Here is a 20,690-nt window from a genome sequence, read left to right as displayed (position 1 = left end):
TCACGCCTCGCCCAGCTGCGCCGGCAGCACGATATCGACGGCGAAGGTGCCTTCCTCGCGCTTCCACGTCAGCGAGGCTGCGTTCGGATAGGCACAGGCCAGGCGATGGCGCACATTCACCAGGCCGATACCGTTGTCGCTGCGCAGGCGCGTGCCCGATCCGGCTGCGGGATCGACGGCGTTGCTGACGGTGATACGCAGGCTGTCGCGGTCGCGCCATGCGGCCACCAGCACCAGACCGCCCTCCGGCAGCCCGCCGATGCCGTGCTTGATGGCGTTTTCCACCAGCGGCTGGATGATCATCGGCGGCACGAGGCAGGCCAGCGCGCCCCTCTCCAGGGCCTCCTCCGTCACCAGACGTTCGCCGAAGCGCACTTTCTCGATGGCGAGGAAGTGGCGGATCAGCGTCATCTCCTGCTCCAGCGTCACCTTGCGCTGTGCCGCCAGGGCCAGGCTGTGGCGGCAGAAGCTGGCCAGTTGCAGGGTCATGTCGCGCGCCGCGCGCGGGTCCTGCGACGTCAGCGCGCTGATGGAATTGAGGCTGTTGAACAGGAAGTGCGGGTCGATCTGCATGCGCAGCATGCGCAGCTCCGCTTCCTGCGCCGTCACGCGCGATTCCAGCTCGCGCCGCTCGGCGTTGCGCGCCCGGTCCAGTTCGATCGCCAGGTAATGGAGGGCGGCCAGCAGCCCATACAGCAGGACGCCCAGGGCGAACAACAGCGCCGTCAGCTCCGCCGACAGGTTCACGCCGGCCCAGTCGACGGCAAAACTCAGGCACAGCTCATTGAATCCCTGCAGCACGGCCAGCCACATGAAACCCGCCAGCACGGCCGCCGCGGCCACCATCAGCACGATCAGCGCCGGCGGCCTGGTGCCGATGGGATTGGCGTGGCACAGGTAATACGCCGAGAACCCGGCGGCGATGCCGTACACCACTGTCGTCGGCACTGTCAGCAGCAGCGCGTTGACGAGCCGCGCCGCCGCCAGCGCCGCGCAGATGCCGCCCAGCGCCACGCCGATCAGCAACCACGCGAGCAGGTACAGCAGCGCGCCGCGCCGGTTCGACAGCGGTGGCGCCATCAGTTGCGCACCTCCAGCCCGCCCATGACGACGCTGCCGCGCACGACAAGCCGCTTGCCGCCATCCTTCGGATGCACCGTGAAGTCCTGGAAGCCGGCTACCAGGGGCAGTCCTTCCATTTCGACCGCCCAGTCCAGCGGCACCTTGATGTTGATGCCGCCCATCAGCGCGAACACGTTGAGGATGGCGATGCCGTCGATCGAGGTCTGACGCAGGTCAAGGTCGCAGCCGGCCATGATGACGGTGATGTCGCCACCGGCGAAGAACCGCGCCGTCACGCGGCGGCGGTAAGCCCCCAGCACGGTGGTCAGGTTGACCGTGTCCTGCCCGGCATGCATGGCATGGGCGTCGGCCGGCGGCACGCCCGCCTTGTCGCGCCGGGACTCGCGCGAGGCGGAGCGGAGCACCAGTGCGACGCCGGCACCGATCATCAGCAGCGGGGCCAGCACGTTCCAGCCGATGGACAGCAGGCCGAGTCCTTTCAGCAGCATGATCGCTCCAAACAGCAGCAGCAAGCCGCCGACAGTGTTGCCGTGCCGCGAACGTGACTGTGTGATCTTCAGAACCCCTGCGGCGATCAGGACGATGGGCCAGAACTGCGTGCCCATGTCCAGGTGCAGCCAGCCCAGGTTATCGAACAGGAACAGCACACCGATGGCGATGACGGCGATGCCGACGACGACCTGCGCCCCCATATATTGCCCATTGCCTTGCGTTTTCATGACTGCTCCTCCTGGCGCCGCGGGAACCAGCGCCGCGCGAGCGGCTGCAGCACCATGCCCAGCCCGCCGACAATGATAAGCAATGGCCAGCTGTTGCGGAAGGTCAGCCCCCACCAGCCTTCCATCGTCACGTAGAACCAGGCCCCGAACAGCACCTGGGACAGGCCGTCGACGAAACGCCTGCCCTCGACCGGCGGCAGCATGTTGTTGATGCCGAAGGCAACCAGCACCCAGGGCCAGTATTGCCACAGGCGGGCCACGGCGGCATCGTCGTCGCGCTGCAGAAGATAGGCGACGCCGAACGCGATCAGCGTCACGCCCCAGATGATCTGGCTTCGCTGGCGGTGGGTCGGGTGGGTGTCGGTACAGTTCATTCGGCGCTCCCTGAGTGGATGGACGAACGATACGCCGGTGCGGCGCGGCGGGAAACGGCTTTTCGGCGAACGGCGGCGCCGGGTCGGCGAACGCCTGCAGCACGGGGTATGCCCCCGACGTGGCGCGGGCAAAAATAAAGCCCACTCGCAAGTGGGCTTCATTGTGACAGGCGGGATACTCAGGCCTGGGCGGCAACGGGCGGGCGGCCCTTGATGTCGTTGCGGTACTTGGCGCGGGCGATAGCGCGCTTTTCGGCTTCCATCGCGATGTTCGAAGCGCGGATGCGCTTTTTCTCCTGCTTGCTGCGGTGCTGCGCGATGTCCTTGTTGCCGATACGGTTGGTCATGCTGTTCTCCTTCTTCTGGTTAAGATCTGCCGGCGTGCCTGTCGTCGAACATGAGCCCCCATCCCAGCTGCCGGCGTATTTCTTCCGGCGTCGGTGGCGGCTGCACATCCTGCGTCCTGCGTTCCAGATATTCACGCACCGCTTCCTTCGAAGGGTGGTTCGTCTGCGACATCGTCATGATGACCTCCTCGTACAATCGTTGTAAGCCATCGGATCTGTCGTTCTCGCAAAGCGGTGGCGTCGATCTGGCTTGCTCATTCTGGTGCCGGCGCTTGAGGCGACCGGCTTGCCTGCGGACGAGCGGCTCTGCTTCGTTTCTTATGATTCGTAGCAATCGCGCATCAATCACGCGACTCCATCTTAGGATTGCACGCGGCGCGCGACCGTGCGCCAGCGTACACACAGGCGGCCACGCCGGCTTTTCAGGTTGTGGGACTGCACCTACGACGGACCGCGCGCCTGTTACAGCTTCTGTTGCAGGAACTCGAGGAAGCACGCGATACGTTGCGCCAGCTGCGTGTTGCGGTAATAGACAGCGTGGATCTGCTGCCGGTACCCGCTGTTCCAGTTCGCCAGCAACGGGACCAGGCGGCCCGCTGCGATGTCGTCGCGCGTCATGAAGTCCGCCAGGCAGACAATGCCCTGGTTTGCCAGCGCCAGCTGGCGCAATGTCTCGCCGCTGGATGCGACCAGTGCCGGGGCGACGGCCAGACTGTCGCCTTGGGCATGACGCAAAGGCCACACGTTGCCCTGCTCGTACTGCACGAAGCCAAGCAGCACGTGGTCGGTCAGGTCGGCCGGTGCGGCCGGGGTGCCATATTGCGCCAGGTATGCCGGACTGGCCAGGATGTGCAACGGGCTGGACGACAGCGCCCGCGCATGCAAGGTCGAGTCGTTCAGCATGCCGATACGGATGGCGATGTCGGTGCGATGCTCGATCAGGTCGGCGATCCGGTCGTTGCTGGTCAACTCCAGCCGGATCTCCGGATACCTCGCGCGAAATTCGCCGACATGCGGCACCACGCAATGCAGCATGAACGGCGACGCCGCGTCCACGCACAGGCGGCCAGCGGGCTGCTGGCGGCGGATGCGGATGCACTCCTCCACCTCCTCGATGGAAGCAAGGATGCGGCGCGCCTTGTCGAGGAACAGCTTGCCTTCCTCCGTCAGCTCCATGCGCCGTGTCGTGCGCGTCAGCAACGAAGTCTGCAGTTTCTCTTCCAGCCGGGTCAGCGCGCGGCTGACGCCGGATGTGGTCTGGCCCAGGTGCACGGCCGCAGCGCTCAGCGAACCGCTGTCCACAACGGTCACGAACGTCTTCAGGTCGTCGGAATTAATGTCCATCGGAACATTATAGATGTACTGGAGTACAGACCAGCGCGCGCGCCCCCCATGCGCTTCGGCGCGATCAGCAACACGCTGGGGGTACGAACACCGTCAAAGTGAAAAAAAATAATGCTTGACTTTAGCCGACTGCTTTTCTCTGCCCCGAGGACGCCAGGTTGCGTGGCAAAAGGCAAACAGGCACGTTTCATCAGTGTAGTAAACCTGCCTTTTGGCAGGGCTATATTGACAATGTTGGCAGTTCTTTAAACTTATATTTTCGTCAGGACACAGAAATATTAGCGCAGGAACTGTCGACGTCAAGCTACTACTTTCGTAACAACAACGAATCAAGGGGTAATACAATGAAGAAAGCTTTTTATAGCAAGGTAGCCGGCTCTCTCCTGTTGTCCGCCGGCCTGCTCGCCTCCGGCGCGGCAGCTGCGGACGAAACCATCACCCTCAACGCGGGCGGCGTTGGCGTCTTCGGCATCACCCACGCTGCCGGCGAAGAGTTCACCGATACGTTCCTGTTCTCGCTTACGCCCGACTGGGCCGGCTGGGCCGCAGGCTCGGCTGCCGTGGGCATCACGAACCTCAACGGTGTGCTGACGCCCAATGTCGACATCACCAACATCGTGTTCTTCTCGGAAGTGGGTGGTGAGCGTACCGAACTGGAAACCACGTTCAACGACGGCGCCATCACGTTCTATCCCACGGCCATGCTGGAAGCCGGCAGCTACGGCTTTACGGTGACGGGTGTCGTGGCCTCGAACGTGCAGGCCGGCTCGTACGCCGGTAACCTGAGCGTTACGCCGGTTCCGGAACCGGCGACCTACGCTATGCTTGGCGTTGGTATCGGCCTGCTGGCCTTCACGGCACGCCGCAAAACCAATAACAAGCTGGGCTGACCGCCAGGCGATGTTTCCCTGAACCCGCTTCGGCGGGTTTTTTTACGGCTGGGCACGGCAGCAGAGAGCCATCAGAGAGCCAAGCTCGCCGCAAGATACGGCACCTCGAACGCCCCCCTCGGCGCTGTCGGTACGCAAGGGCCGCTGCAACCTTGTCCGAACCAGGCCGGACAAACCATGTTGTCTATACAAGCTGACGACACAGGAGCAGGCGGCAAAATTCCGCAGTGCAACAAGAACCACGAATATAGACGGCAGGAAATCTACATTGCAGATGAGAACTCACTATGAAAGCATGCTTGACTGACTCGTGGAAAGATTCGCGGCAGCGCAACATAGTCTTGCATTTCTATCTACATGAAATTGTAACAGACGTCGTGCGCTAACACGAGTGTGTTATGCTTTACTTAAGTAATCTCAAACAAAGAGGCCATGGCGATTGCAGCGCAACATACGCATCGCACCGTGACCGTCGAGAGATTCACAAAGAGCTCACAAGCGCTTTACCCAACCACCAACAACCAAGAAGGTAAATTGATGAAAAAAGCACTCTTTAGCAAAGTCGCCGGTTCCCTCCTGCTGTCCGCTGGCCTGCTGGCAAGCGGCGTTGCCGCAGCTGACGAAACCGTTACGTTCCAGCCAGGCGGTGTTGCCACCTTCGGCATCACCCACAACGGCGCCGGTTCGTTCAGCGACACGTTCCTGTTCTCGGTCGACACGGCATCGTGGCTGAGCGGCAGCGCAATCGTTGGCTACACCGCTCCAGGTGGCCAGCTGAAGCCAAACTTCGACATCACGGGCGTGACCTTCTTCTCCGAAGTGAACGGCGTTCGTACGGACCTGGCCGCTAACGTTGTCGGCGACGACAGCCTGATGTTCGGCGTGCCAACCCTGCTGCAAGCCGGTACGTACGGCTTCACCGTGACCGGTTCGCTGGCCAACGGCCTGGCAGCTGGTTCCTACGCCGGCAACCTGGCCGTGGCGCCAGTACCGGAACCATCGACCTACGCAATGCTGGGCCTGGGCCTGGGCCTGCTGGCTTTCACCGCACGTCGCAAATCGGGCGCCAAGCTGGGCTAATCCCCACGGCTGCTGACGAAACCCGCTTCGGCGGGTTTTTTTTCGTTCCTGTGCCGTGCGCTTGAATGGGGCGGCCAGACGATACCTGCCGAATTGCCTGGAAGGGTGTACGGGCGCGACGGCAACTGGATCCGCTCGCCTGCGACGTTCTCGCGGACATCACTACGAATGGCTGAAAAATCCCATAGTGACGAGTGACAGCGCAAAAAAACCCGCCGCGGCGGGTTTCAGTCAGCGATCACTCACGCCGCGGCACGTCCGCGGTACCCGGCTCATAAATCAGCCGATCCTGCCCGTCAGCAGCAGGAAATGCTTGCCGGTACAGCGCGACAGCAACGTCATGCCGATGCGTTCGGCCACCATATGGCCCATCTGCGTGGTACCGGAGCGCGACAGCAGGAACGGGATTCCCATCTGGGCCCCTTTGATGACCATTTCCGACGTCAGCCGTCCGGTGGTATAGAACACCTTGTCGGCGCCATCAGTGCCGTCCAGCCACATCTGCCCCGCGATCGCATCCACGGCGTTGTGGCGCCCCACGTCCTCGACGAATGACAGCAGCTCGCCGGCGGCGGAAAACAGCGCGCAGCCGTGAACCGAGCCGGCCTGCTTGTAGATCGACGGCTGGCTGCGTACCGCATCGACGATGCGGTACAGCGTGGACTGCGCCAGCCGCGCATCGGCAGGCAGCGTGATGCGGTCGACATCGTCCATCAGGCCGCCGAACACGGAACCCTGACCGCAGCCCGTCGTGACGACTTTTTTCGACGTGCGTTCCTCGACGCCGGCAATGCCGCTCCTCGTCGTGACGGCAACGGCGTCGACCTCCCAGTCCACCTGGACGGAGACGATGTCCTCCAGCTGCGCGACCAGCCGCTGGTTGCGCAGGTAGCCCAGGGTCAGCGCTTCGGGCGCGCCGCCGAGCGTCATCAACGTAACCAGCTCGCGCTTGTCGACGTACACCGTGAGCGGGCGCTCGGCCGGAATGGCGATGACGGACGCCCGCCCCCGCTCGTCGAGCACCTCGACTTCGCGCGTCAACACTGCGCAGGCACTCGATAACTGGGGGCGGTACGGCATCGGTTTTCCTGGGGCTGTGATTACTTCTTCGGCATCGCGCCGGGTTGCAGGGCGCCGGCCGCCGGCACGGGCTTCGAGTCGGCGATCCCGACTTCCGCCTGCGCCTGCGCCTTCGCCTGGTAAGGCCCCGGATCGACGCAGGCCGACGTTGCCGACGGCGTCACCTTCGCATTCGCGTTGGTCTTCGCATAATACGCAACCACGCGATCCTGTGCCTGGCACAGTTTGTACGTGGACACCTTGTCGCCCCAGGCAGCCTTGTCTTTCGCGGCGGCGGCGGCGGCTTGCTGCTCCTCCGTCGGCACCGGCAGTTTCGCGTGCGCGACACCCGTCACGCAGAGCGCGGCCAGTACAGCAAATACACTACGTTTCATCCGTCTCTCCTTAAACAGTCTTCGGCGCCACGGCAGCCATGGGCGCGGCAACGGGCGCCGCGGCTTCCTGCGAACGCACGCGCGGCACGTCGCCCCGCACCACTTCGTCGTACCACAGGTCGTGGTGTTCCTTGGCCCACTGGTCATCCACATAGCCGTCGCGCATGGCGCGGTAGGCGCCCTGCATGCCGACGGTGCCAAGGTAGATGTGGCCCATCGACGCGGCCATGACCAGCGATGCCGCCACCAGGTGCACCACGTTGAACGTCTGCATCAGGCCACGGGTGTAGTCCAGGCCCGGGACGATCTTGACCAGCACGAAGCCGGAGACCGTCACCAGCACGCCCATCGCCAGCACGCCGCCCCAGAACCAGATCTTCTCGCCGCCGTTGAAGCGGCCTGCATGCGGGTGCTTGCCGCCGATGGCGCCACCGGCCGACAGCAGCCACTTGATATCGGCCTTGACAGGCAGGTTGTCGCGCGCGAACTTGACGATCATCGCCAGCAGGGACACGGCAAACAGCGGACCGACGAAGTTGTGCACGGTCTTCAGCGCATACGTCAGCCAGCCGAACAGCGCGTGGCCCAGCACGGGCATCAGCACGAACTTCCCGAACGCCATCGTCAGGCCCGACACCATCAGGATGACGAAGGTGATCGCGACGGACCAGTGGATCATCCGCTCGCTGGGCGTGAACCGCTCGATCAGGCGGCCCGTCATCGGCCCCTTGATCTTCAGTGGACCGCCAATGAAGTACAGCGCCGCGCAGGCCGCGATCGCGGCCAGGAACAGCCAGCCGCCAATGTGCAGCAGCGGACCGTTACGGAAACGGCGCCACGCTTCGCCGGCAGTGACGGGATGTTCCTGGCCGAGGTACTGCGCGCGCGGCTGGATCAATACGCCGGCCTCACGATACGGCAGGCTGGAATAATGTTCCGTGCCCTCCACCACCTTGCGCCACACCGGCGCCGCATTGCCCGGCTGGGCGCGGGTGCGCTCGGCCTGGTTCTGCTTGAGGATGTCGATCGACTCGACCTGCGGTGCGCCGCCATTGGCAGGCGCCGCGGTGCTTTGCGCGCCCGGTCCCGCGTTGGCAACCGGCGCGTCGGCCTGCGCCGGCATGACTGCTGGCAGCGCCGGCTTTTCCGTCGACGTTGCCGCCGTCACGGGCGCAGGCTGTGCCGACGCACTGCCGGCAGCGGCGGCGCAGCACAGCGCCAGCATGGCTAACCATCGTTGCATAGTCGTCTCCTGCCTCAACGGGCAATCCGGTTGTACTCGTTCTGCAGCTGGCCCCGGGCGCGGATCTGCTTTTCCCACGCGCCGCGGTTGCCCGCTTCCCAGCCCTTGGCCGGGAGCGTACCGTGTGCGCCCGTGTAGGCCGCATGGTCGCCGCGCTCCACACCGGCGCCCTGCTTGGCCTGATCGACCTCGCCGCAGGCCGCCAGCAGCAGTGCCGCCATCAACACAGCGGCGCGCATCATTTCGCCATCTCCTGCTTGACGCTGTCCTGCTGCGGCTTGTTGCCGTAGGCGGTACCCCAGCCCCACACTTCGCTGCCCTTGCCGCGGGTGATCACGCGGGTGCGGAAGATGTCGGCCACGACATCGCCGTCGCCGCCCAGCAGGGCCTTGGTCGAGCACATTTCGGCGCAGGCCGGCAGCTTGCCTTCGGACAGGCGGTTGCGGCCGTACTTCTCGAATTCCTCTGGCGAGCCGTTTTCTTCCGGGCCGCCGGCGCAGAACGTGCACTTGTCCATCTTGCCGCGCAGGCCGAAGGTGCCGTTCGACGGGAACTGCGGCGCGCCGAACGGGCAGGCGTACGAGCAGTAGCCGCAGCCGATGCAGGCATCCTTGTTGTGCAGCACGACGCCTTCGTCGGTGCGGTAGAAGCAGTCCACCGGGCAGACGGCCATGCAGGGTGCGTCGGAGCAGTGCATGCAGGCCACCGACACGGATTTCTCCTGGCCGATGACGCCGTCGTTGATCGTTACCACGCGGCGGCGGTTCACGCCCCACGGTACTTCGTGTTCGTTCTTGCACGCCGTTGCGCAGCTGTTACATTCGATGCAGCGCTCGGTGTCGCAGATAAATTTCATTCGTGCCATGTCAGTTCCTTAAGCGCGGTTCGTTAAACAGCGCGTTCGATATTGCAGATGGTGGTCTTGGTTTCCTGCATCATGGTGACGGCGTCATAGCCGTACGTGGTGGCCGTGTTGACAGCCTCGCCACGCACCACGGGTGCGGCACCTTCCGGGTAGAACTCGAGCATGTCCTTGCCCTGCCACCAGCCGGAGAAGTGGAACGGAATCCACGCCGTGTCCACGCCCACGCGTGGCGTGACCAGTGCGCGCACCTTGATGCGCGCGCCCGTCGGCGTCGAGACGATGACGTATTCGCCGTTGCGGATACCGCGTGCCGATGCCGCCTGCGGATTGATCTCGACAAAGTTCTCCTGCTGCAGTTCGGCCAGCCACGGGTTCGACCGGGTCTCCTCGCCGCCACCCTCGTACTCGACCAGACGGCCGGACGACAGGATGATCGGGAACTTCTCCGCCAGGCCCGCTTCCACGTTCTTCTGCTGCAGCGTCTTGTACAGCGTCGGCAGGCGCCAGAAGGCTTTCTTGTCGTCGTGCGTCGGGTACTTCGCGATCAGGTCCGGGCGCGTGCCGAAGATCGGCTCGCGGTGCAGGGGCACCGGATCGGGGAAGTTCCAGACGACGGCGCGCGCCTTGGCGTTGCCGTACGGGTGCACGCCGTGCACCTTCATGCAGACGCGCTGGATACCGCCGGACAGGTCGGTCTTCCAGTTCTTGCCCTCGGCCGCCTTCTTCTCGTCCTCGGTCAGGTCATCCCACCAGCCCAGCTTCTTCAGCAGCACGTGGTCGAACTCCGGATAGCCGGTCGTGATGTCCGCGCCGACGGAGTGCGAGCCGTCCTCGGCCAGCAGGTTGGTGCCATCCTTCTCGACGCCGAAGTTGGCGCGGAAGTTGCCGCCGCCGTCCATCACGTGCAGGCTGTTGTCGTACAGGTTGGCCGTGCCCGGGTGCTTCATTTCCGGGGTGCCGAAGCATGGCCATGGCAGGCCGAAATAATCGCCCGTCAGGTCGTAGCCCGTCTCTTCGTCCTTGCCTTCCTTGCAGCGCAAGGTCTTGACGTCGAACTTGTGCATATTGCGCATGTGCGCCTTCAGGCGCTCCGGCGTCTGGCCCGTGTAGCCGATCGTCCACGTGCCGCGGTTGATCTCGCGCAGCATCGATTCCGGTTCCGGTTCCATCATGCCGCCCTTGCCCTGCACCAGCTTGATCTTCGCGACCAGCTCCTTGGCAAAGCCCATCTTCTCGGCCAGCTGGTACATGATCATATGGTCGGTACGCGATTCGAACAGCGGCTCGATGACCTTCTCGCGCCACTGGATCGAACGGTTCGATGCCGTGACGGAGCCGGACGTTTCGAACTGCGTGGCGGCCGGCAGCAGGTACACGGCGCGGTTCGGATTGAGCTCCTGGCCGTCCACCGTCATCGCGGCCATCGCCGCGGTGGCCGACGGATACGGGTCGATGACGACCAGCGTATCGAGTTTGTCCAGCGCCTTCTTCATTTCCAGGCCGCGGGTCTGCGAGTTCGGCGCATGGCCCCAGAACACCATCGCCTTGACGTTGTTTTCCTGGTCGATCAGCTCGTTCTTTTCCATCACGGCATCGATCCAGCGCGACACGGTGGTGCCGGACTTTTCCATCATCGCCTGCGAGGCGAAGCGGCCCTTGACCCACTCGTAGTCCACGCCCCAGACCGTGCACCAGTGCTTCCATGCACCGGTGGCCAGGCCGTAGTAGCCAGGCAGCGAATCCGGGTTCGGGCCGACGTCGGTGGCGCCCTGCACGTTGTCGTGGCCGCGGAAGATGTTGGTGCCGCCGCCGGACTTGCCGACGTTGCCCAGCGCCAGCTGCAGGATGCACGAGGCGCGCACGATGGCGTTGCCGATCGAGTGCTGGGTCTGGCCCATGCACCAGACGATGGACGACGGCTTGTTCAGCGCCATCGTCTGCGCGGCCTTGAACACTTCCGCTTCCGGCACGCCGCAGGCCTCTTCGACCTTCTCGGGCGTCCACTTCATGACTTCATCGCGCACCGCTTCCATGCCGTACACGCGGTCGTGGATGTATTGCTTGTCTTCCCAGCCGTTCTTGAAGATGTGGTACAGCATGCCGTACAGGTAAGGGATGTCCGAACCGGAGCGGATGCGCACGTACTGGTCGGCCTTGGCTGCCGTACGGGTGAAGCGCGGATCGACGACGATCATCTTGCAGCCGTTTTCCTTGGCATGCATCATGTGGACCATCGATACCGGGTGCGCTTCGGCCGCGTTCGAGCCGATGTACATGACGGCCTTCGAGAACGACATGTCGTTGTAGCTGTTCGTCATGGCGCCGTAGCCCCACGTGTTGGCCACGCCGGCAACGGTAGTCGAGTGGCAGATGCGGGCCTGGTGGTCGCAGTTGTTCGTGCCGAAGAAGGACACGAACTTGCGCAAGAGCTGCGCCTGTTCGTTGTTGTGCTTCGACGAGCCCACCCAGAACACGGAGTCCGGACCGCTTTCCTTGCGTACGGCCAGCAGGCGCTGCGAGATTTCTTCCAGCGCCGTGTCCCAGCTGATGCGCTGGTACTTGCCGTTGACGAGCTTCATCGGGTACTTCAGGCGGTGTTCGCCATGGCCGTGTTCGCGCAGCGCGGCGCCCTTGGCGCAATGCCCGCCCAGGTTGATCGGCGAATCGAACACGGGTTCCTGGCGCACCCAGACGCCATTTTCAACGACGGCATCGACGGCGCAGCCCACCGAGCAGTGGCTGCAGACGGTGCGGCGCACTTCGCGCTTCAGGCCGGACGCTTCGGCCGGCTTGTCGGCGGCCTGCGCCTTTTTCACCAGCTGCCATTGCGAGGCGGCGATGCCGACACCGACACCAACGCCGGAACGCTTCAGGAACGCGCGGCGATCCATTGTCGGCAGCGCGCGCGACAGGCTGTCGGAGAGGCTGGCGGCAAAACGACCGGCGCGCGTCGCCTGGCGGCTGCCGTCCGCATTTTTACGGGTTAATAACATGATGGTCCTCGTTAGATCTTCGCGGTACGGTAGTATTTTTTGATGTGCTCGGAGAGGTGGTAGCCCGGGCCTGCCGGTTCAGCCGCTTCCGGCTCCGCAGCGACCGGTTCCGGCGCCTTGCTCGCCAGTTTGACGGCGACGCCGGCGGCGGCGACTGCGCCAAGTCCGGCAAAGAACGACCTGCGCGTGGGTTTGGATTGGGTAGACAAGCTGGTCTCCTCAGACAAATCGGTTAACTGGTTACGGCACGGCGCCGCGGTTTCGGCAAAACTTTTTGGCAATATCTATTGTCAAATCGCATTAACCTACATTCTCACACATTTTCACTCGCGCAACACGTCCGACGTGTAACAACGCAGTGCAAATAATTCATCACTAGGCTCACGCCATGTCGAAAGCCTGCATCTCGACGGCAAAAAACGCTGCGGCCAGCGCCGCCACGTGGCGGTAAAAACGCGCGCCGGGATGCGCGCCGATCTCGCCGCACATCTGCTGTACCCACGACTGCATGTGGTCCGCAAAGAACGCCTTCTGCGTACCGATGCTGCTCTCGATCACATCGCTCGAGGTGATCAGGTGGCGCATCACGTCGCACAGCGCGGCAATGTGGTCTTCCGTCTCCGGCATGTCGTCGGTACGCTGCAGGCCCAGGCGGTTCAGGTTTGCGCGCAGCAGCGCCAGCGGCTTCTCCATGAGGAAACCGGACATGTAATAGGAGCCGTAAAGGAACACCTCCGGCTTGCCGGTGCCGATGAACAGGCCCTCGTATTCGTCGTGCACGGCCTGCGCGTCCACGCCCGCGCTCGCGCCCTGCAGCGCGCGCCACGCGTCAGGCAGTTCGCCCTCGCCCTCTGCCGGCGCCGCGGCGATGGCCGCCAGCAGGTCCGGCGTGGGCGCCTGGTAGAACAGCATCGACAGCAGGCCGTACAGCTCCGCGCGTGCCGCTTCCTCGCCGCTGTCGGGCGTCTCGAACTGCAACTGCGTTTCGTTCATCGCTTCACCTCGAAAATCGATACTTCCTTGGCCGGCTGCATCATGTCGATGACGCGGCAGTCGGAACACATGCGCAGGCGGTCCAGGTTGGCCGAGAATGCGCCGTGCGAGGAAAGTTTCGCCACCATGTTCTCGACCATCTGCAACGTGCCGAACGGCTTCTCGCAGCGGATGCAGTGGTACGGCCTGGCTTCGTTCAGCACGCGCGGCTGTTTCGCTTCCGGCGCCAGCAGCAGGCGCGGCGTCAGTGCGATGGCGTTCTCCGGACACGTCTTTTCGCACAGGCCACACTGCACGCAGTTCGATTCCGTGAAGCGCAGCTGCGGCGCGTTCGGATTGTCCGACAGGGCCGATTCCGGGCAGGCGCCCACGCAGGCCATGCACAGCGTGCAGGCATCCGTGTCGACGCTCAGCGTGCCGAACGGACTACCGGCCGGCAGCGCGATCTCGCGCTGTGGCGTCGGCGCGTGCTTCGCCAGGTGCTCCAGCGCGAATTCCAGCGTCGTGCGCTTGTCGCCGCCCTTGCCGCCGCCGATGGCGAACGTCGCGGCCACGGCCGGCACGTGCCCGGCCTCGATGCGGCGCAGCGCGCCGTCCAGCGCGGCGGCGTCGCCGGCCTGCACCAGCTGCAGATGGTCGCTACCGTAACCGAGGCTGGTAAGAATGGTGCGGGCGATGTCGATCTGCTGCGCCAGCGCCGTCACGTATTGCGGCGCTTCCGCGCCGGTGACGAGGATCAGCACGTTGGCCGCGCCGTAGGCGATGGCGGACAGCCAGACATCGATGCCGACAGAGGCGATGTGATGCAGCGGCAGCGGCATCACGCGCGCAGGCACGCCACGCAGCTTGCCGGCGCCCGCACCGCGGCCCAGCGCTTCGACCAGTGCGGCGCCCGCGTCGTGCGAATGCAGCAGCAATGCGGGACGCTTGCCTCCGGCTTTCGCATACGTCGACAGCAGCGTGCGGATGCGCGCGCCCTGGTCGGCCACGCGCGGATATGCGTACGACAGCGCGCCGGACGGGCACACGGTGGTGCAGGCGCCGCAGCCCACGCACAGGTTCGGATTGACGACGATCTTGTCGCCGGCATGGGCAATTGCCTCGGCCGAGCAGACCTCCACGCAGGCGTTGCAGCCGATCTTCTTGTTGCGGCCGTGCGCGCAGATGCTGTCCTTGTACTGGAAGAACTTGGGCTTGCCGAAGGTGCCCGTCATCGTGGCGAGCTGCATGGCCTGTTCGGCCGCTTTCGCTTCCGACGCGCCCGGCGCGAAGTAGCCCTGGGGCGGCTGGTGCAACGTCAGCAGCGGCTGGTCATGCAGGTCGAAGACCAGGTCGAATTCGCCGCTGCGGGCGGTCTCGAGCCGGCCGAAATCGATGGCGCCGACGGCACCGCAGGCCTTCACGCAGTCGCCATGCGACGTGCAAGCCGACAGATTGATCTGGTAATCCAGGCCGATGGCGCCCTCCGGGCAGGTTTTCACACAGGCGTTACAGCGCGTGCACAGGTCCAGGTCGATCGGGTTGACCTGCTGCCAGCTGACGGCGAACTTGCCCAGCCAGCCCTTGACGACGACGCCGCCGCCGGCAAACGTGGGCCAGTCCTGGCCGCCGGCCAGCACGGCGCCTGCCGTATCGGTCAGCAGCACGGATACGTCCAGTTGGTCCTGCAGGCGCTTTGCCCACGGCAGCACGCGCGCTGCGGGCCCCGTCAGCAGCACGCGCCCTTCCGAGTGGTATTCCACTTCCGGCACGGGCTCCGGGTCGGGCAGGCGCGCCATCGCCAGGAGGGCCGCCATCTTCGGCGTGGCCTGCGCACTGTCAGTGCTCCAGCCGCCCGTTTCGCGCAGGTTGACGAAGCGCAGCGGCGCCACCGTGCCCTTCTGCTGCGCGAGCTCCGTGAAGAGCGGCTGCTCCTGCGTGCAGCCGACAACGATCTTGCCGCTGCCTTCGAGGGTATTGAGGTAGTCGCCCACTTCGCGGCGGCATAACTGGCTGGCGACGGGCAAGGTGCCGGCATCGAGGGCGGCCCCCAGGGCCGCGCCGTCGACGGGCATCGTATGGTTGCAATTACAAACTTTGATTCGGCTGTTCATGGTCTTCCTGGCGGTCGGCTGGGTCGGCGGGGTCAATGAGCGATGGCGCCGCGGCCGGTTCCGGCGCGACGGGTTCGGTGGGCGCGATCGGTGACTCGGGCACGCCCTGCCCTGGTGCTTCGTGGTGTTCTTCCGGTATGGTTGCGGCCTGTTCGCCTTCCGGCGCGGGTTCGGGCTGCACCCGTACATCCGCGGCCGTCAGCAGGCCCCGTTTCGCATGCTCGCGCGCGATCGTGCCGAGCGGGTCGAGCAGGTCCTTGGCGTGATTCATCGCCAGCAGCATCGCGGCGGGAATGGGGTCGGACTTCGAGTAGTCGTCGATATAGATGTCCAGGCCGTCCATCACGTTGAAATGCGGGTCGGTGAACAGTTTTTTCATCGCGGCGCGGCGCACCCCTTCATCGACGCCGCGCGCGACGAACGGACGGAAGTCGCCATCCTTCTGCAGCTCGGCCACCTGGGCCAGCGTGGGCGCCGGCACGGCTGCTTCAGCGGGCACGGGCAATGCCGCCGGCGCGGGCGGCATTGCCTCGAGCGGCGGCGCCTCAGCCTGGGCCGCCTCGGCCTTCCTGCGCGACCAGCGCCCGAAGAACGTCTCAGCCGCCATGCCGCTGCCCTTCGGCCTTTGCCATCCGGTCGACGGCGGCGCCGCCTTCGAACGACGGCTTGCGGCGCTTCCTCTTCGGCTCCGGCCGGTAATAGGCCTGCGCGAATTCCATCAGGCGCTCGACGATCAATGCGGGCGCCGGCACGGTGTCGACCTGCTCGCCACCGTCCATCAGGCGCGCTGCCTCGTTATAGGACAGCGTGACGGTGCGCGGCACGGCCACTTCGACGCCGTCGATCTCTTCGAGACGCGACATCACGAACCAGCACGGTGCGCGGGAATCGAGATTGAGGAAATAACCCTCGGCCTCGTCGCTGTACAGGCGCAGTTCGAAACCGGTAAACAGCCAGCGCATATCGTCGGCGTCTTCCCGCAGGCAACGCGGTGCGCCAGCCGGCATACCGGGGTCAAGCAGCACCTCGGCGGGCTGCCACTGATAGGGCTGCCAACGGCTCGCCAACGGCTTGCGGTGCATGACGACTGCGAGTTTCAGGACTTCAGTTTCCAAAATTTCACTTCTCAGAAAAGTGCGGTACGGTAACGAATATTGGCGCTCAGCCCGCCAATATGCCTGAAACCGCAGAGCTTAGCCATCAGTAATACTCCCAAGTTGCACTCGTACATCAGCATGTCTCTGTTATAAGATGCGGGTATTACAACGTTCGATATAAGGAGAACATATGATCAAGACATGCAATCCCCGCTGGCTGCTGGCCCTCTTCTGCCTGGTGACAGCCATGGCCGCGGCTCAGGCACAGACAGCAAAGCTGCCGAATGTGATGGTGCTGGCCACCGGCGGCACCATTGCCGGCACGGGCGCTACCAGTACGACGACGGTTGGCTACACGGCGGCAACGGTCGGTGTGGATCAGCTGATCAAGGCGGTGCCGGAACTGTCGAAAATCGCCAACGTCAAGGGCGAGCAGGTATTCCAGATCGCCAGCGAGAGCATGACGAACGAGCATTGGCTGGCGTTGGGCAAGCGCGTCAACGCGCTGCTGGCGCAAAACGACGTGGATGGCATCGTCATCACGCACGGCACGGACACGATGGAAGAAACGGGTTATTTCCTGGATCTGGTGGTGAAAAGCCGCAAGCCGGTGATATTGGTCGGCGCAATGCGCCCTTCCACCGCCCTGTCTGCCGACGGTCCCATCAACCTGTATAACGCCGTGGCGATTGCCGGCAGCCCGGATGCCATCGGCAAAGGCGTGATGCTGGCCCTGAATGACCAGATTCATTCCGCCCGCGATGTCACCAAGACCAATACCTCGACCCCGGACAGTTTCAAGACACCGGAACTGGGCCTGATGGGCTATATCCAGGGCGGCAAGCCGTTCTTTTATCGCGTCTCGACCCGGAAGCATACGGCCGACACGGAATTCGATATCGCCAGCCTGAGCGCATTGCCGCAAGTCGACATCGTCTACGGCTACGCCAATATGAACCCGGTTGCACTGGACGCCTTTGTTGCCGCTGGCGCCAAGGGAATCATTCACGCCGGTGTGGGCGACGGCAGCCTGGCCGCGCGCGTCAAACCCGCATTGATTGCCGCGCGCAAGAAAGGCACGATCATCGTGCGCTCCAGCCGGGTTGGCCAGGGCATTCTGGCACGCAATGGCGAAGCCAATGACGACGAACTCGATTTTGTTGCGGCCGATACGTTGAATCCGCAAAAAGCCCGCATCCTGTTGATGCTGGCGCTGACCAAAACCAATAACACCCGCGAAATCCAGCGGATGTTTTATACCTACTGAACCAAGAAGGTCGGACAGACCGACGAGCTCGTGTCCATGGGTAGACACCCTGCACCGACACGAGCTCATCGGCATGAAGCACTGCCGCACGCCAGGGCGCGGCATGATCGCGCCACTCCCTGGCTTACGGCTGCAGCAGCGCCTCTTTTGCCGCGTCGACGATACGGCGCTCCAGCCGGACCATCCCTACCGATTGCACGCGCCACGCGTGCCAGTACAAAGGAACGTCGAGATAATGGCCGGGGCAGAGATCAATCAATTCCCCCGTGTCGAGGTAGTTGCCGTATTGCTGCGACGGCAGCATCCCATAGCCAAGGCCAAAGACAATCGAGCGGACAAACGGATCGCTGGACGGGACATAATGGACGGGATAAGCGCCCGGCAGCAGGCCCAGGCGCTGTTCGATGAAATCCGACTGTAATTTGTCCTTACGGTCGAAACACACCACTGGTGCTTTCCGCGCCGCATCACGGGTAAATCCGTCGGGGAACCAGCGCTGCGCAAACGGCCGGCTTGCCAATAGCCGGTAACGCATGACGCCCAATGGTTGGACGGTACAACCGCGCATCGGCTCCGGCTCGCTGGAAACGCCCGCCAATGCCTGTCCCTTCTCGAGCAGGGAATATGTGTAGGTCTGGTCGTCGAGAATGATCTCGATTGCCATATTCTCCTGCGCCAGAAAGTCGGCCAATGCCGGCAATAACCACGTGCCCAGGGTGTCGTTATTCACGGCGATGGCGACCTGTATCGGCGCATCGTGTTCCCCCGTCCCGGCGAGGAACTCGGCCTCCAGCAACCGGGCGCGTCGCAGGTATTGCTGCAGCCGCTGCCCTGCCGCCGTTGCCCGGCACGGCCGGCTGCGGACCAGCAGCGGGCGCCCAAGCGCCGTTTCCAGCGCTGCCAGCCGTTGCGAAACGGCCGATGGTGTCACATTCAGGCGCGCGGCGGCCAGTTCGAAGCTGCCGGTCTCGGCCGCAGCCAGGAAGGCGTCGCATTGGCGGGTGTCCAAGGTCATTGTAAGTTAGCGAAATTTAGGTTGCGTGAACAATATTAACCTGACTTCATCTTTGCCGCCGTTGCCGCGACAATGCGTCTTTGTTTAGAAGGGATAGCATGAACAGCGACGTCTACCTCAGCGGCATCGGACTCGGTGCCAGCCTCATCATGGCCATCGGCGCGCAGAATGCCCACGTTTTGCGCATGGGCATACTGCGCAACCATGTCGCGCTGACAGTTGCCGCATGCATTGTCGTGGACGTGCTGCTGATCGGGCTAGGCGTGGCAGGTGCCGGCGCGCTGATTGAATCATCGGCATGGCTGATGGCTTGTGCACGCTGGGGCGGGGCCGCCTTCCTGCTATGGTACGGCCTGCGCGCATGGGCGCGGCTGGCCCACCCGGGCGGACTGGATGCGGCAAGCGGTGCCGCCCCGGGCAGCGCCATGGCCGCGCTGGGCACGGTACTGGCGATGTCACTGCTCAATCCGCATGTCTACCTGGACACCGTGGTGCTGCTGGGCTCGATCGGCGGACGCTACCCCGCCGAGCAGCGCGCGGTCTTCTCGGCGGGTGCGATGACGGCGTCGCTGTTGTGGTTTACAGCGCTGGGGTTCGGCGCCGCTCGCTTTGCCGGCGTGCTGTCGCGTCCGCGGGTGTGGCAGGGTATCGAGGCGCTGACGGGTGCCGTGATGATCGCGTTGGCGGTGGCCCTCGCGCTGGGGTGATGGCCCCTTTGCGGCAGGTGACTTTCGGGCATGACCCGGATGCGGTTCCGACAGCCGTCACCGAAAGAACCGCGGGCGCCCGCTTGGGACGCCCTCTCCGCCGGACGCCGGCATTGCCGGGCGCCTATCGGCCTTCCACGCCCAACGCTACGCGTTCAAGCCTTGCGGCGACGCAGCCCGCCCACGGCCAGCAGCCCCATGCCCAGCATCAGATACGTTGCAGGCTCGGGCACGGCCGAGACACCATAGAAATTGCCGGTGCCGATCACGTGATTGGTCGTGCCAGGGTAAGGCTGCGTAAAGCTGGCGGAAAATGCCAGATCGGCACCACCGACCTGCAGATCGGTATCGAAATACGCCGCGGCAACGCCGCCAACGACATCGAGCTGGCCCAGGCCGCTCAGGTTTGGCGGACGCTGCGAATAGATGGTACCGCGCAACGTTGCGCCATTGTACTCGTGGCCAACCAGGCTCAACCACAGCGTGCCGCGACCGACATTGTTGTCGTTCATCGTCAGCGGATCGTTCGGGTTGATCGTGGACTCGCCCGTATTCATGTAGATTTCCACGACACCGCCGCTGTACGTCACCGTGTTACCGCTGCTGCCCGTCGGACGGTAATCCTTGAACACGATCGTCATCTCGCACGCATCGCAGAACTGCTGCTGCGACCGCCCGTTGATGGTCGAAATGATGCCGTAACCCCGCACGGAGCCGTCGCCCTCGAAAATCTGGTGCATCTGTACCGACGACGAAGCAAAGTCCAGAAGGTAATCCGGATCCCATGTCACACCGCCAACCGTCACCGGAGCCGCGACAGCCGTCCCCATGGCCGCCAGCACCACCGCCCCACTCGCCACGACTTGCTTGATCTTGTTCACTTGTACGCTCCATATAGAAAAACGAGTATTTTTCGGAAATTGTTTTTTTCGAAAGCCAATGCAAGTTTTGTGCCGTAGATCAACGACGCTATACAAGAGTTTGATTTTGAACGGATTGGTCGACAATGTATGTGGAACGGGTGGCCGGGCCGAAGCTCGACTGTAAAATCCCTCGACAGTTTTTTGCCCCAAGGCGCACGGATGCCATGCGCGACTACCTGGCAGTCCATGGCTCCCGGGCTGAC

At 63.9% G+C, this 20,690-nt stretch carries 22 protein-coding genes and 1 pseudogene; 4 read left to right on the top strand and 19 right to left on the bottom strand.

From position 1 onward, the window contains the following. The 6 genes from E1742_RS25830 to E1742_RS25815 form a co-directional block, all read right to left on the bottom strand. A complete protein-coding gene (locus E1742_RS25830) occupies positions 1 to 1,080 on the bottom strand; it encodes a sensor histidine kinase (RefSeq protein ID WP_134387863.1) in 1,080 nt (359 codons plus the stop codon). Further along, complete coding sequence (locus E1742_RS25825) at positions 1,080 to 1,802, bottom strand: LiaF transmembrane domain-containing protein (RefSeq protein ID WP_229466365.1); 723 nt, start codon at positions 1,800 to 1,802, stop codon at positions 1,080 to 1,082. Before E1742_RS25825 ends, E1742_RS25830 begins: the two co-directional genes overlap by 1 nt. Beyond that, positions 1,799 to 2,176 carry a LiaF transmembrane domain-containing protein gene (locus E1742_RS25820; RefSeq protein ID WP_134387862.1) on the bottom strand — a complete coding sequence of 126 codons (378 nt, stop codon included), beginning with the start codon at positions 2,174 to 2,176 and terminating at the stop codon, positions 1,799 to 1,801. Before E1742_RS25820 ends, E1742_RS25825 begins: the two co-directional genes overlap by 4 nt. 179 nt (positions 2,177 to 2,355) lie before the next feature. Continuing rightward, the gene (locus E1742_RS26315) at positions 2,356 to 2,523 is read right to left on the bottom strand and encodes a hypothetical protein (RefSeq protein ID WP_166793558.1); all 168 of its coding nucleotides are present in this window, start codon (positions 2,521 to 2,523) and stop codon (positions 2,356 to 2,358) included. 19 nt (positions 2,524 to 2,542) lie between these two features. Beyond that, on the bottom strand, positions 2,543 to 2,701 hold the full coding sequence (locus E1742_RS26310) for a hypothetical protein (RefSeq protein ID WP_166793367.1): 159 nt from the start codon (positions 2,699 to 2,701) through the stop codon (positions 2,543 to 2,545). Between the two features lie 284 nt (positions 2,702 to 2,985). Next, positions 2,986 to 3,867, bottom strand: a complete 882-nt coding sequence (locus tag E1742_RS25815; RefSeq protein WP_134387861.1) for a LysR family transcriptional regulator — start codon at positions 3,865 to 3,867, stop codon at positions 2,986 to 2,988. A gap of 344 nt (positions 3,868 to 4,211) precedes the next feature. Here E1742_RS25815 and E1742_RS25810 point away from each other — a divergent pair, with 344 nt between their 5' ends. Beyond that, positions 4,212 to 4,757 (top strand): FxDxF family PEP-CTERM protein, encoded by a 546-nt coding sequence (locus tag E1742_RS25810; protein ID WP_134387860.1) that lies wholly within the window; start codon positions 4,212 to 4,214, stop codon positions 4,755 to 4,757. Positions 4,758 to 5,294: 537 nt separating this feature from the next. Further along, entirely contained in the window at positions 5,295 to 5,837 is a 543-nt protein-coding gene (locus E1742_RS26490; RefSeq protein ID WP_189568794.1) for an FxDxF family PEP-CTERM protein, read from the top strand. 238 nt (positions 5,838 to 6,075) lie between these two features. On the opposite strand, the pseudogene E1742_RS25800 reads toward E1742_RS26490, so the two are convergent. The 11 genes and pseudogenes from E1742_RS25800 to E1742_RS25750 form a co-directional block, all read right to left on the bottom strand. Then, positions 6,076 to 6,917 (bottom strand): annotated as a pseudogene (locus E1742_RS25800) (formate dehydrogenase accessory sulfurtransferase FdhD). A gap of 20 nt (positions 6,918 to 6,937) precedes the next feature. Next, on the bottom strand, positions 6,938 to 7,291 hold the full coding sequence (locus tag E1742_RS25795; RefSeq protein ID WP_134387858.1) for a hypothetical protein: 354 nt from the start codon (positions 7,289 to 7,291) through the stop codon (positions 6,938 to 6,940). Positions 7,292 to 7,301: 10 nt separating this feature from the next. Next, positions 7,302 to 8,534 carry a formate dehydrogenase subunit gamma gene (locus E1742_RS25790; protein ID WP_134387857.1) on the bottom strand — a complete coding sequence of 411 codons (1,233 nt, stop codon included), beginning with the start codon at positions 8,532 to 8,534 and terminating at the stop codon, positions 7,302 to 7,304. 14 nt (positions 8,535 to 8,548) lie between these two features. Then, positions 8,549 to 8,776 carry a hypothetical protein gene (locus E1742_RS25785; RefSeq protein ID WP_134387856.1) on the bottom strand — a complete coding sequence of 76 codons (228 nt, stop codon included), beginning with the start codon at positions 8,774 to 8,776 and terminating at the stop codon, positions 8,549 to 8,551. Beyond that, positions 8,773 to 9,399: a formate dehydrogenase FDH3 subunit beta gene (fdh3B, locus tag E1742_RS25780; RefSeq protein ID WP_134387855.1), complete on the bottom strand. Its 627-nt coding sequence runs from the start codon at positions 9,397 to 9,399 to the stop codon at positions 8,773 to 8,775. The genes E1742_RS25785 and fdh3B overlap by 4 nt, the downstream gene beginning before the upstream one ends. Positions 9,400 to 9,422: 23 nt before the next feature. Then, positions 9,423 to 12,392, bottom strand: coding sequence for a formate dehydrogenase subunit alpha (locus E1742_RS25775; protein WP_134387854.1), 2,970 nt, complete (start codon positions 12,390 to 12,392; stop codon positions 9,423 to 9,425). A gap of 11 nt (positions 12,393 to 12,403) precedes the next feature. Then, positions 12,404 to 12,601: a hypothetical protein gene (locus E1742_RS25770; protein WP_134387853.1), complete on the bottom strand. Its 198-nt coding sequence runs from the start codon at positions 12,599 to 12,601 to the stop codon at positions 12,404 to 12,406. A 172-nt stretch (positions 12,602 to 12,773) separates the two neighbouring features. Continuing rightward, on the bottom strand, positions 12,774 to 13,385 hold the full coding sequence (locus E1742_RS25765; RefSeq protein WP_134387852.1) for a TorD/DmsD family molecular chaperone: 612 nt from the start codon (positions 13,383 to 13,385) through the stop codon (positions 12,774 to 12,776). After that, the gene (locus E1742_RS25760) at positions 13,382 to 15,478 is read right to left on the bottom strand and encodes a 4Fe-4S binding protein (protein WP_134387851.1); all 2,097 of its coding nucleotides are present in this window, start codon (positions 15,476 to 15,478) and stop codon (positions 13,382 to 13,384) included. The genes E1742_RS25765 and E1742_RS25760 overlap by 4 nt, the downstream gene beginning before the upstream one ends. Beyond that, positions 15,453 to 16,085 carry a DUF3306 domain-containing protein gene (locus E1742_RS25755; RefSeq protein ID WP_134387850.1) on the bottom strand — a complete coding sequence of 211 codons (633 nt, stop codon included), beginning with the start codon at positions 16,083 to 16,085 and terminating at the stop codon, positions 15,453 to 15,455. The genes E1742_RS25760 and E1742_RS25755 overlap by 26 nt, the downstream gene beginning before the upstream one ends. Continuing rightward, positions 16,075 to 16,593: a DUF3305 domain-containing protein gene (locus E1742_RS25750; protein WP_229466364.1), complete on the bottom strand. Its 519-nt coding sequence runs from the start codon at positions 16,591 to 16,593 to the stop codon at positions 16,075 to 16,077. The genes E1742_RS25755 and E1742_RS25750 overlap by 11 nt, the downstream gene beginning before the upstream one ends. A 172-nt stretch (positions 16,594 to 16,765) precedes the next feature. Here E1742_RS25750 and E1742_RS25745 point away from each other — a divergent pair, with 172 nt between their 5' ends. Beyond that, the gene (locus tag E1742_RS25745; RefSeq protein WP_134387849.1) at positions 16,766 to 17,842 is read left to right on the top strand and encodes a type II asparaginase; all 1,077 of its coding nucleotides are present in this window, start codon (positions 16,766 to 16,768) and stop codon (positions 17,840 to 17,842) included. 124 nt (positions 17,843 to 17,966) lie between these two features. On the opposite strand, the gene E1742_RS25740 is transcribed toward E1742_RS25745, so the two are convergent. Then, entirely contained in the window at positions 17,967 to 18,857 is an 891-nt protein-coding gene (locus E1742_RS25740; protein ID WP_134387848.1) for a LysR family transcriptional regulator ArgP, read from the bottom strand. Positions 18,858 to 18,955: 98 nt separating this feature from the next. Here E1742_RS25740 and E1742_RS25735 point away from each other — a divergent pair, with 98 nt between their 5' ends. Next, complete coding sequence (locus E1742_RS25735) at positions 18,956 to 19,564, top strand: LysE/ArgO family amino acid transporter (protein WP_229466363.1); 609 nt, start codon at positions 18,956 to 18,958, stop codon at positions 19,562 to 19,564. A 155-nt stretch (positions 19,565 to 19,719) separates the two neighbouring features. Here E1742_RS25735 and E1742_RS25730 read toward each other — a convergent pair whose 3' ends face one another. After that, positions 19,720 to 20,445 (bottom strand): PEP-CTERM sorting domain-containing protein, encoded by a 726-nt coding sequence (locus tag E1742_RS25730; protein WP_229466362.1) that lies wholly within the window; start codon positions 20,443 to 20,445, stop codon positions 19,720 to 19,722. Positions 20,446 to 20,690 lie beyond the last annotated feature (245 nt).

The organism is Pseudoduganella plicata (assembly GCF_004421005.1).
Classification (GTDB): domain Bacteria; phylum Pseudomonadota; class Gammaproteobacteria; order Burkholderiales; family Burkholderiaceae_D; genus Rugamonas; species Rugamonas plicata.
This window is presented reverse-complemented; position numbering and strand designations above follow the sequence as displayed.

Bases quoted from the DNA above. Each gene is read 5' to 3' on its own strand.
- E1742_RS25830 (WP_134387863.1), bottom strand. From the start codon at position 1,080: ATGGCGCCACCGCTGTCGAACCGGCGCGGCGCGCTGCTGTACCTGCTC.
- E1742_RS25825 (WP_229466365.1), bottom strand. From the start codon at position 1,802: ATGAAAACGCAAGGCAATGGGCAATATATGGGGGCGCAGGTCGTCGTC.
- E1742_RS25820 (WP_134387862.1), bottom strand. From the start codon at position 2,176: ATGAACTGTACCGACACCCACCCGACCCACCGCCAGCGAAGCCAGATC.
- E1742_RS26315 (WP_166793558.1), bottom strand. From the start codon at position 2,523: ATGACCAACCGTATCGGCAACAAGGACATCGCGCAGCACCGCAGCAAG.
- E1742_RS26310 (WP_166793367.1), bottom strand. From the start codon at position 2,701: ATGACGATGTCGCAGACGAACCACCCTTCGAAGGAAGCGGTGCGTGAA.
- E1742_RS25815 (WP_134387861.1), bottom strand. From the start codon at position 3,867: ATGGACATTAATTCCGACGACCTGAAGACGTTCGTGACCGTTGTGGAC.
- E1742_RS25810 (WP_134387860.1), top strand. From the start codon at position 4,212: ATGAAGAAAGCTTTTTATAGCAAGGTAGCCGGCTCTCTCCTGTTGTCC.
- E1742_RS26490 (WP_189568794.1), top strand. From the start codon at position 5,295: ATGAAAAAAGCACTCTTTAGCAAAGTCGCCGGTTCCCTCCTGCTGTCC.
- E1742_RS25795 (WP_134387858.1), bottom strand. From the start codon at position 7,291: ATGAAACGTAGTGTATTTGCTGTACTGGCCGCGCTCTGCGTGACGGGT.
- E1742_RS25790 (WP_134387857.1), bottom strand. From the start codon at position 8,534: ATGCAACGATGGTTAGCCATGCTGGCGCTGTGCTGCGCCGCCGCTGCC.
- E1742_RS25785 (WP_134387856.1), bottom strand. From the start codon at position 8,776: ATGATGCGCGCCGCTGTGTTGATGGCGGCACTGCTGCTGGCGGCCTGC.
- fdh3B (WP_134387855.1), bottom strand. From the start codon at position 9,399: ATGGCACGAATGAAATTTATCTGCGACACCGAGCGCTGCATCGAATGT.
- E1742_RS25775 (WP_134387854.1), bottom strand. From the start codon at position 12,392: ATGTTATTAACCCGTAAAAATGCGGACGGCAGCCGCCAGGCGACGCGC.
- E1742_RS25765 (WP_134387852.1), bottom strand. From the start codon at position 13,385: ATGAACGAAACGCAGTTGCAGTTCGAGACGCCCGACAGCGGCGAGGAA.
- E1742_RS25760 (WP_134387851.1), bottom strand. From the start codon at position 15,478: ATGAACAGCCGAATCAAAGTTTGTAATTGCAACCATACGATGCCCGTC.
- E1742_RS25755 (WP_134387850.1), bottom strand. From the start codon at position 16,085: ATGGCGGCTGAGACGTTCTTCGGGCGCTGGTCGCGCAGGAAGGCCGAG.
- E1742_RS25745 (WP_134387849.1), top strand. From the start codon at position 16,766: ATGATCAAGACATGCAATCCCCGCTGGCTGCTGGCCCTCTTCTGCCTG.
- E1742_RS25740 (WP_134387848.1), bottom strand. From the start codon at position 18,857: ATGACCTTGGACACCCGCCAATGCGACGCCTTCCTGGCTGCGGCCGAG.
- E1742_RS25735 (WP_229466363.1), top strand. From the start codon at position 18,956: ATGAACAGCGACGTCTACCTCAGCGGCATCGGACTCGGTGCCAGCCTC.